Annotated in this window: 11 protein-coding genes and 1 tRNA gene; 11 read left to right on the plus strand and 1 reads right to left on the minus strand. The window is 51.7% G+C overall.

Translation table 11 applies throughout. The features are described 5' to 3' along the window. Positions 1-546: 546 nt before the first annotated feature. The 11 genes from LPA02S_RS07765 to eno all read left to right on the plus strand — a co-directional run bounded on the left by LPA02S_RS07765 (position 547) and on the right by eno (position 11,198). Positions 547-1,086, plus strand: coding sequence for an HdeD family acid-resistance protein (locus tag LPA02S_RS07765; protein ID WP_054650344.1), 540 nt, complete (start codon positions 547-549; stop codon positions 1,084-1,086). Positions 1,087-1,265: 179 nt separating this feature from the next. Next, on the plus strand, positions 1,266-2,150 hold the full coding sequence (gene rapZ / locus LPA02S_RS07770; protein WP_056956577.1) for an RNase adapter RapZ: 885 nt from the start codon (positions 1,266-1,268) through the stop codon (positions 2,148-2,150). Continuing rightward, positions 2,147-3,184, plus strand: coding sequence for a gluconeogenesis factor YvcK family protein (locus tag LPA02S_RS07775; RefSeq protein WP_056956578.1), 1,038 nt, complete (start codon positions 2,147-2,149; stop codon positions 3,182-3,184). The genes rapZ and LPA02S_RS07775 overlap by 4 nt, the downstream gene beginning before the upstream one ends. 4 nt (positions 3,185-3,188) lie before the next feature. After that, complete coding sequence (gene whiA, locus LPA02S_RS07780) at positions 3,189-4,133, plus strand: DNA-binding protein WhiA (protein WP_056956579.1); 945 nt, start codon at positions 3,189-3,191, stop codon at positions 4,131-4,133. A 95-nt stretch (positions 4,134-4,228) separates the two neighbouring features. Next, positions 4,229-4,300: transfer RNA gene (locus LPA02S_RS07785), tRNA-Arg, on the plus strand. A gap of 197 nt (positions 4,301-4,497) precedes the next feature. Next, complete coding sequence (gene clpP / locus LPA02S_RS07790; protein ID WP_054650341.1) at positions 4,498-5,088, plus strand: ATP-dependent Clp endopeptidase proteolytic subunit ClpP; 591 nt, start codon at positions 4,498-4,500, stop codon at positions 5,086-5,088. A gap of 434 nt (positions 5,089-5,522) precedes the next feature. Further along, positions 5,523-6,551, plus strand: coding sequence for a sugar-binding transcriptional regulator (locus LPA02S_RS07795; RefSeq protein ID WP_054650339.1), 1,029 nt, complete (start codon positions 5,523-5,525; stop codon positions 6,549-6,551). A gap of 50 nt (positions 6,552-6,601) precedes the next feature. Then, positions 6,602-7,627, plus strand: coding sequence for a type I glyceraldehyde-3-phosphate dehydrogenase (gap, locus tag LPA02S_RS07800; RefSeq protein ID WP_056956580.1), 1,026 nt, complete (start codon positions 6,602-6,604; stop codon positions 7,625-7,627). A 171-nt stretch (positions 7,628-7,798) separates the two neighbouring features. After that, positions 7,799-8,989 carry a phosphoglycerate kinase gene (locus LPA02S_RS07805; RefSeq protein WP_056956581.1) on the plus strand — a complete coding sequence of 397 codons (1,191 nt, stop codon included), beginning with the start codon at positions 7,799-7,801 and terminating at the stop codon, positions 8,987-8,989. A 57-nt stretch (positions 8,990-9,046) separates the two neighbouring features. Continuing rightward, positions 9,047-9,802 (plus strand): triose-phosphate isomerase, encoded by a 756-nt coding sequence (gene tpiA, locus LPA02S_RS07810; protein WP_056956582.1) that lies wholly within the window; start codon positions 9,047-9,049, stop codon positions 9,800-9,802. Between the two features lie 85 nt (positions 9,803-9,887). Beyond that, on the plus strand, positions 9,888-11,198 hold the full coding sequence (gene eno, locus LPA02S_RS07815) for a phosphopyruvate hydratase (protein ID WP_056956583.1): 1,311 nt from the start codon (positions 9,888-9,890) through the stop codon (positions 11,196-11,198). Positions 11,199-11,508: 310 nt separating this feature from the next. On the opposite strand, the gene LPA02S_RS07820 is transcribed toward eno, so the two are convergent. After that, on the minus strand, positions 11,509-13,345 hold a 1,837-nt coding region (locus LPA02S_RS07820; RefSeq protein ID WP_061777623.1), incomplete at its 5' end, for a glucosaminidase domain-containing protein.

Below are 13,345 nucleotides of genomic sequence, written 5' to 3' on the forward strand. Positions count from 1 at the left end.
GGCGGGTGCGATTCGGTGGAATCGGAACCCGCCACTTTTTGGATTTTGGGGGCGGAGCGCGGAGGTTAGTGCGATGGTTGCGAGGGACTGGGGGCGGCTTGGGGTGGGGCTGTGTGTTCAAACGAGTGTAGCTTCACAGAAAGCGACACGGAAGTTATTAGCACCAAAAGCACAACTGTACACTCACGGTAAATTGCTGGGGATGCTGCGGCGCTCCTGCGTTAGTCGTGCTTATTAAAACGAGCTCCGCAGGCCAGAAAGCGACATATAAGCAGACCCGAACAAGAATCCAAGAGCGGGATTCTCGTCCGGGTCTGCTTATACTCTGCTTTCTAAACGGCCTGCTGCGCTCTCTGTCTTCTAAACGAGCTCCGCCCCGCAGAAACCGACGTATAAGTAAAACCGGACAAGAATCCAAGAGCGGGATTCTAGCCCGGTCTTACTTATACTCTGGTTTCTAACCGCGGGGCTGCGCTCTCTCTTGCCTTTTCCCCCCAATACCTGCACAATGCTAGTAAAGGCAAAAGGTAAATTGGAGGGATCGTTATGTTCAACACACGCAGGGCCTGGGGCTTCGACTGGGGCGAATTGCTTACCGGGGTACTATTCATTGTCGCGGGCGTCTTCTTTATCCGTCATCCGCAAATTGGCTTGGTTACTTTGACGTTGTTATTTGCTAGCATCGCTATTATTCGGGGTATCACCATCCTGGCCGGTTTCACCCACCTGCGGGAATTTAATCCCCGCCTCTCGTGGTTGTCACTGCTCTCTGGTGTGATTGACCTCGTTCTGGGAGTTCTGTTTCTGTTCAACGTGCCCGCCGGTATTGCCGGCCTAACCGCGCTGTTCGCCGCGTGGTTCCTCATCGATTCGGTCACCAACTTACTGAACGTGGGGCACCTCCGCGGCTTCGGGATGGGTTGGATGCTTGTTTCCATTATTCTGGACGTACTGACGCTATTCTTCGCGCTGTTGCTGTTTATGCAACCAGTGCTGGCCGCCGTCTCCCTGGCCAGCATCGTGTCCATTTATCTCATCATCTTTGGGATCAACGCCATCGTGGTGGCGTTTGCCCGGGCCCGTTAGTCAAAATTAATGTGAATTCGGCCACCATCCGTAGGGTTAATACTGACGGGTGGTGGCCTTCTTGTCGCGTTAATTATTCGGTTGCACTAACTGTTATGGGTGCGCTGGCCGCGAGTATTCCAGTAGTCACGCGGTTTATTTGGTATACTATGGGACGGATAGATACGGAGGAAATGAACTTGGCAGAAAAAATGGAAATTGTCATCATTTCGGGGATGTCTGGTGCCGGCAAGACGGTGGCCATGCAAAGTTTCGAGGACCTCGGTTACTTTTGCGTCGATAACATGCCGCCAGCATTGATGCCTAAATTCTGGGAGTTAATGCAGCAGACGGGTAAGGTTAGCAAAGTCGCGTTGGTTGTCGACCTGCGGAGCCGCGCATTTTACGACCAGATGGGTGACATTCTCGTCGACATGCGCGATAAGCCGGGGTTAACGCTCCGGATAGTCTTTCTGGACGCTACCGACAGCGAGTTGGTTTCACGGTATAAAGAGACGCGGCGCTCCCACCCGCTGGCAATGGACGGACGCCTCATGGACGGCATTACCAAGGAGCGGGATTTATTGGCTGACCTTAAGCACCACGCCGATATTGTCATTGATACGACCACGATGACGCCCCGTGAGTTGCGGGAGCGGCTCTTCACGGAATTTAAAACGCAGAAGCAGACCACTTTCCACGTTGAGGTCATGAGCTTTGGCTTTAAATACGGTTTGCCCATCGATGCGGATATCGTGATGGACGTGCGGTTCCTGCCGAATCCTTTCTACATTCCCGAACTGAAGCAGCACACGGGATTGGATCAAGGTGTATATGATTACGTCATGGGTAACCCGTTGGCCGAGCAGTTTTACCAGCAATACGTGACGATGCTGGATACCATCATGCCGGCGTACGTCAAGGAGGGTAAGACCAGCCTGACGATTGCGATTGGGTGCACGGGTGGCCAGCACCGCAGCGTCGCCTTTGCCCGCCGGATTGGGGAGCACCTCAAGGAGCAGTACACTGTGGACGTATCGCACCGGGACGTGCATAAACACAAGGAGGGGGTGAACCGGTCATGAGCGAAATAGAGTCAAAGTTACGCGTGATTCACGGTCGCCGGCCCAAAGTCGTTGTGATTGGTGGTGGGACTGGTTTGCCGGTCATCGTGAAGAGTCTCCACGAGCAAGATGCGGACGTGACGGCGGTGGTAACCGTCGCGGATGATGGTGGTTCGAGCGGCGTTATTCGTAACTACATTAACGTGGTGCCGCCTGGCGATATCCGGAACGTGTTGGCTGCGTTATCCGAGCAGCCAGATTTGTACCTCGACCTGTTTCAGTACCGCTTCAAAAGCGATGACGCGTTTTTTAGCGGCCATGCGTTGGGCAACCTGATTATCGCTGCTCTGGCTGAGATGCGCGGCGGCGTCTTTGGCGCGGTACAGGAACTGAGTAAGATTTTAAAGGTCGACGGCCACGTCTACCCCGCAAGTAAGCAGGCGTTGACGCTTAATGCAGAGTTTACTGACGGGACTACGCTAGCCGGTGAGGCTGAAATCACCGCCGCCGGCAAGCACATTCGGCGCGTCTGGGTAACCCAAACCTATGAGGGCCCCGCGCACGGTGAGACACCGGCAGCGGAGCCAGAAGTTGTTCAGGCCATCATGGATGCCGACGTGGTGGTCTTAGGACCGGGTAGTCTGTTCACGAGCATTTTGCCGAACCTGATGATTCATAATTTAGGGGACGCGGTCCTTAAGACCAAAGCCGAAGTGATTTATATCGTCAACATCATGACGCAAAAGGGTGAGACTGAGGGCTTCACGGACGCCGATCATGTCCGCGTATTGGAGCGTCACCTGGGGAAGAAGTTTGTGGACACAGTTTTGGTGAACATTGAACCGGTGCCAGCAAACTACTTGGATCGCGATCGGTACGTGGAAATATCCACGCCGGTGCAGTCTGACTACGCGAGTTTGCGCTCGATGGGCTGCCGGGTTATTTCCTCCGACTTTCTGGAGTTACGCGATGGGGGCGTGTTCCACGATGGGCGGAAGGTAGCAACAGAAATCTTGAACCTAGCTTTGCAGGTGGGTTCGCAGCGAAGGGGCTGATCCCGTGGCAAGTTTTGCCAGTACGGTTAAGAAGGAACTAACGCAACTTGAGGTGCACCCGGAGCACGCCAAGGCGGAGCTGTCCGCGTTAATTCGTATGAACGGAACGCTGACGATTATTCGGCACCAGCTGGGGTTGGACGTCGTGACTGAAAATCCGGCCATCGCTCGTCGAATTTATTCGCTCATTAAGCAGGTCTATCAGCAAGAGGCTACGCTTAGTGTACGACGTAAGATGAAGCTGAAGAAGAATAATCAGTACGTCGTGCGGTTGGTGCAAGGGGTACAGCCCATGTTGCAGGATATGGATATCCTTGATGCGACGGGGTTAACCATTAACACCGCTGTGTCACCAAAAATTACTTCGGAGCCGCAACGCATGCGGTCGTATTTGCGCGGGGCCTTTCTGGCCGGGGGCTCCGTCAATAATCCCGAGACCAGTAGTTACCACCTGGAAATATATTCACTCTATGAGGATCATAACGATGACATTCTGGCGATGATGAACCACTTTGATCTCAACGCGCGTGCGGTGCAGCGGCGCAGTGGCTATATTGCTTACCTCAAAGAGGCGGAAAAAATTGCCGACTTTCTCAACGTTGTGGGTGCGACGAACGCCATGTTGAAGTTTGAAGACGTCCGGATTATCCGCGACATGCGTAATTCGGTCAACCGGCTGGTGAACAGTGAGACAGCCAACCTGAACAAAATGATTGATGCCGCGCAACGGCAGATTGAGAACATTAATTTTCTGGAGGAACGCGTGGGACTGGATAACCTGCCGCCACGCTTGCGTGAAACGGCCACTTTGCGCCTCGCTCATCCCGACGTATCGCTACAAGAGTTGGGCGAAATGGCTCCGGGCGGTGTCATTTCAAAATCGGGAATCAACCACCGGCTACGTAAGCTTAACGAAATGGCGGACCGGGTTCGTAACGAAGGGGCTTAATCGCGTAGAGTTGTGGTTTTTGATTTATGAGCAACTTAATTGCAATACACGGTTGCATTTTGCTTGTTTGTTCGATAATATAGTTAAGTACTTTTGCGCGGTTAGTGTAATGGATCGCACGTGAGATTCCGGTTCTCGAAATCCGGGTTCGACTCCCGGGCTGCGCAGTATAGAGGTATTTAACACAAGGTAGTACAAAGAAAAAGTCCGCGCAATCGGGCTTTTTTTTGTCGCACAATCCATCACTTCGCAAGTACAAATTTTGCGTACTAAACGTTTGACCTTTGCTGACGTTTAGTGTAGTCTTAGCACTGTATTCCGATTAGTGCTAAAATAAAGGTTATCAACCAAAGGGGGACAAACCATGCTTGTACCTACAGTTATTGAGCAAACTAGTCGTGGCGAACGCGCCTACGACATTTATTCCCGTCTGTTAAAGGACCGGATTATCATGCTGTCTGGTGAAATTAACGACCAGATGGCAAATTCCATCATTGCACAGTTGCTGTTCCTGGATGCCCAGGACAACACGAAGGACATTTACCTGTACATTAACTCACCAGGTGGGGTCATTACTTCCGGGCTGGCAATTTTGGACACGATGAACTTCATCAAGTCTGATGTTCAGACCATCGCTATCGGCATGGCCGCATCAATGGCCAGCGTATTGTTGGCATGCGGGACGAAGGGCAAGCGCTTTGCCTTACCTAACTCCGAAGTTCTGATTCACCAACCATTAGGTGGTGCACAGGGCCAGCAAACCGAAATCGAAATTGCCGCACAGCAAATTTTGAAGGCTCGGGAAAAGCTGACTAAGATGTTGGCTGATGCTTCTGGCAAGGACATCGAAACGGTCCGTGCAGATACTGAACGCGACCACTACCTGTCCGCTCAGGAAGCGAAGGATTACGGTCTGATTGATGACATTCTTATCAACAAGAATAACGATCAGTAGTAGTCACGGTTAACAATCCACTTGTGGGTTGTTAGCGCAGGGCACCGCTCATTGGCGGTGCTTTTTCTTTGCTCACTATTTGTTGTTAGGGACGCTGAGAGACCCGCTTGGCGGGAATTGACCAATTATTAAATCAGCATTAGTGGTTGAACGAACTTCAAAATGGCAAAATGGCCGATTAAGCCCCCACTTGTACCATTAAACACGAACTATTTTTTGAATATGGGGACAAAGTTTACGTAAAGACGAATCTTTGCGTGTTTATGAGCGGCTTTGACCGGCAAAAGCTTGATTATGGTGGCGGGCGTGCTATAATAATAATCGTTGGTAAGGAGAGCGGATACAGACCGGTAATCCTTAATTTTTTTGCTAACGATGGGTCATAATTTGGGCCTATTGGACGCATAACGTCCCACTCGAAGAAGGAACGCATAATGAACTCAGAATTCGCATGGCTGGAATCAATCGCCCCCGATATGGTCGCGATGGTGACGAAACGCTATCAGATTCTTCAGTACGTTAGTTGGATGGAACCGGTGGGGAGACGGTCACTTGCCGACCAGATGCACGTATCGGAACGAATAATGCGCACGGACATTGATTTTCTCCGGCAGCAGGGGCTCCTGGACAGCTCGAAGAGTGGTGTGGTGATGACCGCACGGGGCCGGGACGTCTTTGCAAGTATGGATCAATTCATGAACGAGATGCTGGGAGTTCAGGACAGCGAGAAACAGTTGGCTGAACGCTTGGGTATCGACCATGTACTGATTGTGCCGGGGGATGCTGATCAAAGCGCGCGGGTGCTTGACGATATGGGCACGGCGCTGGCACAAACGATGCAACTCATGTTGCCCTTGGGCGAGCAGATTATTGCCGTCATGGGTGGCACCACGCTTGCCCGTGCGGCCAGTCGGATGAATTACCAGCTGTCTGCGGGGCGGGAGTTAACCTTTGTCCCTGCTCGTGGCGGTGTAGGTGAGACGGTTGCCATTCAGGCCAACTCAGTTGCGGCGGCGATGGCACAGTCGACCGGCGGCACTTACCGGGTGTTGTACATCCCGGAAAATGTGAGTGCGGAGACCTACCAACCATTGTTGAATGAGCCGAGTGTTAAGGAAGTTTTAGCACTCATTGACAAGAGCTCCGTAGTCATTCATAGTGTAGGGGAAGCGTTAGCAATGGCGGAACGCCGACGTATGTCGGATGATATTCTGCAGAAGTTGCGCGACCATCACGCGGTCGCCGAAGCATTTGGAACTTTCTTTGATGCGAATGGCAGCGTGGTTTACAAGATCCCGAAAATCGGTTTGAGAATTAAGGATCTTGATCAGATTCCGTACGTCTTTGCTATTGCTGGTGGGCAAAGTAAGGCCCAAGCAATTCAGGCGTACATGCAACACGCACCCAAGCAAACGTGGCTAATCACGGATGCGGGTGCTGCACAATCGATTTTAATGGGTTAGACGCCCTTTAAAATAAAACTTTTTTATTTCCTAAAGGAGGAAATTTTGGCATGACTGTTAAGATTGGTATCAACGGTTTCGGCCGTATCGGCCGTTTGGCTTTCCGTCGGATTCACGAATTGGGTGCAAAGTCCAGTGATATTGAAGTTGTCGCTATCAACGACTTGACTACTCCAGCACTGTTGGCACACCTTCTGAAGTACGACTCAACCCACGGTACTTTCCCTGGCGAGATCAGTGCTACTGACCACTCCATCGTTGTAGATGGTAAGGAATACCCTGTTTACGCTGAACCAGACGCAAACAACATTCCTTGGGTTAAGAACGACGGTGTTGACTACGTCCTTGAATGTACTGGTTTCTACACCTCCGAAGAGAAGGCCCAGGCCCACATCAACGCTGGTGCAAAGCGTGTCCTGATTTCTGCTCCTGCCGGCAAGATCAAGACTATCGTTTACAACGTAAACCACGACACTCTGTCTGCTGACGACCGGATCGTTTCTGCTGGTTCTTGCACGACTAACTGCTTGGCACCTATGGCTTACTTCCTGAACCAGGAATTCGGCCTTGAAGTAGGTACTATGACTACTGTCCACGCCTACACTGGTACTCAGAAGCTTCTGGATGCCCCTGTACGTGGTGGTAACAAGCGTGCTGCACGTTCTGCTGCCTACAACACTATTCCTCACAGCACTGGTGCTGCCAAGGCTATCGGCCTGGTTATCCCAGAACTGAACGGCAAGTTGCAGGGTCACGCACAGCGTGTTGCTGTTCCTGATGGTTCCCTGACTGAATTGGTTTCTATCCTTAAGACTAAGGTTACTGCTGACGAAGTTAACGAAGCTATCAAGAAGCACACTGTTGACAACCCATCCTTCGGTTACAACGAAGACGAAATCGTATCTTCCGATGTTATCGGTACTACTTACGGTTCCATCTTCGACCCAACCCAGACTGAAGTTACCACTGCCGGTGACTACCAGTTGGTTAAGACGGTTGCTTGGTACGACAACGAATACGGCTTTACTTGCCAGATGGTTCGTACCCTGCTTGCCTTCGCAAAGCTGGCTGACTAATTTAATTTAGTCGCGCGTTGCGATAAATAAGCAACACCGCACTGCCGAGAGCGGAGGGAGGTTTACTCCCTCTGCTTTCTTTTTTTCGGTACGGGTGGTGTATGCACGTCCGTAGGCGACTGCGGACGGTACTTAAAATAGTTAACTAATATATTTAGGAGGCTTTATCTCGTGGCAAAATTGATTGTTTCTGACCTTGATGTCAAGGGCAAGAAGGTTCTTATCCGCGTGGACTTTAACGTGCCGATTAAGGACGGTAAGATTGGTGATGACAACCGTGTTGTTGCCGCTCTGCCAACTATTCAGTACGTAATCGATCATGGTGGCAAGGCTATTCTGCTTTCCCACTTGGGCCGTATTAAGACTGAAGACGACAAGGCTAAGTTGAGCCTGCGTCCAGTTGCAGAGCACCTGGGCGACTTGCTGAAGAAGGACGTTACCTTTGTCCCAGCTACTCGCGGTAAGGAACTGGAAGACGCTATCGACAAGATGAGCGACGGCGACGTTCTGGTTATGGAAAACACCCGTTTTGAAGACTTGGACGGCAAGAAGGAATCCGGTAACGACCCTGAATTGGGCAAGTACTGGGCTAGCCTGGGCGACCTGTTCGTTAACGACGCCTTTGGTACTGCACACCGTTCTCACGCCTCCAACGTGGGGATTGCGTCCAACATGCCACAAACGGCTGCTGGCTTCCTGATGGAAAAGGAAATCAAGTTCTTGGGCGACGCCGTTCAGAACCCTAAGCACCCATTCGTTGCCATCCTGGGTGGTGCCAAGGTGTCTGACAAGATTGGTGTTATCCGTAACCTCGTACCTAAGGCTGACAAGATTATTGTTGGTGGTGGTATGACTTACACGTTCTACGCAGCTAAGGGTCTGAAGATTGGTAACTCCCTGGTTGAAAAGGACAAGATTGAACTGGCTAAGCAGATTATGGAAGAAGCCGGCGACAAGCTGGTTCTGCCTGTTGACAACGTCATCGTTAAGGAATTCAACAACGATTCCCCAGCACAGACGGTTGAAGGCGACATTCCTGATGGCTACATGGCCGTTGATATTGGTGCCAAGTCGATTGACCTGTTCAAGAAGACACTTGATGGTGCCAAGACTGTCGTTTGGAACGGCCCTATGGGTGTGTTCGAAATGAGCAACTTTGCTAAGGGTACTTACGAAGTAGGTAAGGCTCTCGGTGAATTGAAGGATGCAACTACGATCATCGGTGGTGGTGACTCGACTGCCGCTGCTAAGGAATTGGGCATCGCTGACAAGATCACCCACATTTCCACTGGTGGTGGTGCTAGCCTTGAATACCTGGAAGGTAAGGAACTGCCAGGTATCGCTGCTATTTCGAACAAGTAGGACTAGTGTAGCCGTCACAGGCGGCGACACGTTCAAGCGAAAGGAAGTTTTACATCCATGCGTACCCCAATTATTGCCGGTAACTGGAAGATGAACAAGAACCCTCAGGAAACCCAGGAGTTTCTTGAAGGTATCAAGGGCAAGCTGCCAGATGCTAGCAAAGTAGAAACTGTTATTGCTGCACCAGCCATTGACCTGAACGCTTTGACTTGGTTCTCCAAGGACGAGCCCCTCAAGACTGCGGCTGAAAACTGCTACTTTGAAGATGAAGGTGCCTTTACTGGTGAAACCAGCCCTAAGGCCCTCTCCGAAATGGGCATTGATTACGTTGTGATTGGTCACTCTGAACGTCGCCAGTACTTCAAGGAAACGGACGAGGATATCAACAAGAAGGCTAAGGCCATCTTCCGCAACAACATGCTCCCAATTATCTGCTGTGGTGAAACGCTGGAACAGCGCGAAGCCGGCGACGCAGAGAGTTGGGTTGCAGGTCAGATCAAGGCTGCCCTTGACGGTTTGTCTGCTGAACAGGTTAGCTCCCTGGTAATTGCCTACGAACCAATCTGGGCAATTGGTACTGGTAAGACCGCTACGGCCGACCAGGCCCAGGAGATGTGTGCACACATCCGTAAGACGGTTGCTTCCCTGTACAACGAACAGACTGCTGAGAACGTTCGTATTCAGTATGGTGGCTCCGTTAAGCCTGCTAACGTTAAGGAACTGATGAGCAAGGAAGACATCGACGGCGGTTTGGTCGGTGGCGCTTCCATGGACCCAGAAAGCTTCTTGGCCCTGGCTCACTTCCAAGACTAATTTTCGGTTACGACCCGGTAATGCCTCGACTAAGTGTTACCGATTAGTTAAAATGTAGTCATACTCAGAAAAGGAGACAATATACATGTCTATCATTACAGATGTTTATGCTCGCGAAGTCTTGGACTCCCGTGGCAACCCAACTGTTGAAACTGAATTGTACACGGAAGACGGTGGCTTTGGCCGCGGTATGGTTCCTTCCGGTGCTTCCACTGGTGAACACGAAGCCGTTGAGCTGCGTGACGGTGACAAGGACCGCTTCGGTGGCAAGGGTGTACTGAAGGCCGTTGCTAACGTTAACGACAAGATTGCAAAGGCTGTTATCGGTATGGACGTTACCGACCAGCGTGCAATCGACCAGGCCATGATTGACCTGGATGGTACTCCTAACAAGGGCAAGCTGGGCGCTAACGCTATCTTGAGTGTTTCCCTGGCTGCTGCTCGTGCAGCTGCTGACGAACTGGGCCTGCCATTGTACGAATACCTTGGCGGTCCTAACAGCTACGTGCTACCAACACCAATGATGAACGTTATCAACGGTGGTGCACACTCCACTAACACGATTGACTTCCAGGAATTCATGATCATGCCTGTTGGTGCCAAGACTGTTCGCGAAGCCATCCGTATGGGTTCCGAAACATTCCACGCACTCCAGGCACTCCTGAAGTCCAAGGGTGACATCACTTCCGTCGGTGACGAAGGTGGCTTTGCTCCTAACCTGAAGGACAACGAAGAAGCCTTCGAAATCCTGGTTGAAGCCATCAAGAACGCCGGCTACAAGCCTGGTGAAGATGTTGCCTTGGCCTTTGACGTTGCTTCCTCCGAATTGTACGATGCTGAAACTGGCACTTACGTTCTGCGTTGGAGTGACCCAGACAAGCACTACACCACTGACGAATTCATCGACTTGATCGCCAGCTTCGTTGACAAGTACCCAATCGTTTCCATCGAAGACCCATTGGATGAAAACAACTGGGAAGACTGGCAGAAGATCACCGCTAAGCTCGGTGACAAAGTTCAGTTGGTCGGCGATGACCTGTTTGTAACGAACACTGACTACCTGAAGAAGGGTATCGACATGGGCGTTGCTAACTCCATTCTGATCAAGCTGAACCAAATCGGTACTTTGACTGAAACCTTCGAAGCAATCGAAATGGCTAAGGAAGCCGGCTACAGCGCCGTTGTTTCCCACCGTTCCGGTGAAACTGAAGACTCCACGATTGCCGACCTGGTTGTTGCTACTAACGCGGGTCAGATCAAGACTGGTTCTATGAGCCGGACTGACCGTATCGCTAAGTACAACCAGTTGATGCGGATCGAAGACCAGCTTGGCAAGTCTGCTAAGTACCGTGGGATCGATTCCTTCTACAACGTTAAGAACTTGAATGTGAAGTAGTCTCAGACTTCATCACTGATTAATCCTTAACGACTGCGCCCCGTCACCTAAATGGTGACGGGGCGCTTTTTTTATGCAGAGAGTTAGTGCTTTAGCAGATACTCACTGATACTCGGGGCACCCGCTGAGCGTGTGCGAGAGACTGTAGTGTTTACTGGTTTCACCGTAGTCAGATCGAGCGGGATATGTACCATGTCCTGGGCCCTTCGCCTAGAAACAGGGGTGTCAATGCTTTAGCACGGCCAAAAAAGCCACGTCGCTCAACGACGTGGCCAAACATGATACAAGATTATTAAACTAATGTAATGAATTAATCGTCCTGACGGCGTTTCTTGTTAATAGCACCAAGTCCGAAGAGGGTGAGGAAGACCCCAACGCCGGAAAGGGCCGCAGCGCGATTCGTATCGTCGTTAGTCTGGGGGTAAGTTGCTTGGGATGAACGACTGCTTGTCTGAACTACCTGAGCAGACGGTCCGTCCGTGGATTCAGGTTTCTTGTTGTCCAACTGAGAGGTGGTGTCGCCCTGCGTGCCACTTTGCGTCAGAGGCTTAACTGCGGGAGCGCCGGTACCATCAGTAGCTTTGTCTGTTGCTTTACTACCAGCACTAGAGGCCGCAGAGGAAGCCGGTGTCTTATCCGTAGTGTCTGTTGCGGACGATGGTGCTTCGCTGGACTGTGATGCGGCCGCACTACTAGTTGGTGTCGTGCTTGCTGCTGAATCGGAATCAGTAGACTTGGCTGCGTCGGACGTAGTGGAAGTTGCGTCAACGAAGATGCGTACTTGCGGTGTGACGGCTGCAGCCGGAGTCACGCTCGTCTTTGCGGTTGTGGCGGTCGGTGTAGTCGACGTTGTCGTTGCCACGGTCGTAGTCGCTACCGCTGTCTTAGCAGCGGTAGATGGTGCGGTTGCCGCTGCTTTGGTGGTCGTGGCCGCGCTAGAGGGAGCAGTAGTAGCGGCGTTCGTGTCTTGCTTGACCAAGAGTGAATCGCCCGGGTGAATCAGGTTGACATTTTGGATGCTGTTTAACTGGGCCAAGGTGGCAACCGTCGTGTCAAACTGGTTCGCAATTCCTGACAGTGTATCACCGGACTGTACCGTGTAATAGTTACCATTGGTTGAGCCATTGCCATTACCAGAACCTGCTGCACCGGTACCGCCATTAGTAGCGCTGTTAGTCGCCGTGTTGGCACTCGTACTGCTGGTTGCGTGGCCGGACACGCTGTTACCGCTCAGGGCGATGCTATCCAAAGCAGTGAGGTTGTACATCTCAATTAGTCCAATCAGTGACTGGGCGTATGTTGGGGCGGTTGCGTACCCGTCGGCCTGCAAATCTTTGGCCACTGATCGGTAGTCAGTGTTACCAATCAGGTTGTTGTACCGTGAGTTGTCCTTAAGGAAGGCACCGTGATCTTCAACACTATCAGAGTTGTTGGCGTAGGCCCGGAAGTAGTCGTTGATTGTCACGTACTGGCCGTTAACGTATTCCTGAGTAGGGTAGTTAACTTTGGCACCAGTCCAGCTAGGGTCAGCCTTAATACCAAAGAGGTTGTGTGCCTGTGTGGAAAGGGAGGAGGAACCCCAACCACTTTCCAAGATGGCCTGGGCTACCGTAACGGACGGTAGTACCCCGTACTTTTGCCAACCTGCAATCGCACCAGATTCGACGCTCTCAATAAAGTCTTGGAGCCGATCCGTTGAACTGAATGTCGGTTGTGCTGCGGTGACAGCATCCGCAACTGCTACGACCGTTTGTGCTTTGCCAGTAGCAGCATAAGTCGCAGCGGCCGCTGACTTGGCGGCATCAACGACGCTAATGTCGCTGGTGACGACCGTAGTCACGGTGCTGCTAGTCGCATTGCTTGAATCTGCACTAGAAGCCTGGCTCTTGGCGGCACTGGACTCAGTAGTAGCCGTTGAGCTAGAAGCTTCGCTGGAGCTAGCGCTAGAAGCCTGGCTCTTAGCAGCGCTGGAATCAGTAGTAGCCGTTGAGCTAGAAGCTTCACTGGAACTAGCACTGGAAGCCTGGCTCTTAGCGGTACTAGAGTCAGTAGTAGCCGTTGAGCTAGAAGCTTCGCTGTAACTAGCACTGGAAGCCTGGCTCTTAGCGGCGCTGGAATCAGTAGTAGCCGCTGAGCTGGTTGCTTCA

Source organism: Lacticaseibacillus pantheris DSM 15945 = JCM 12539 = NBRC 106106 (assembly GCF_001591865.1).
Classification (GTDB): Bacteria; Bacillota; Bacilli; order Lactobacillales; family Lactobacillaceae; genus Lacticaseibacillus; species Lacticaseibacillus pantheris.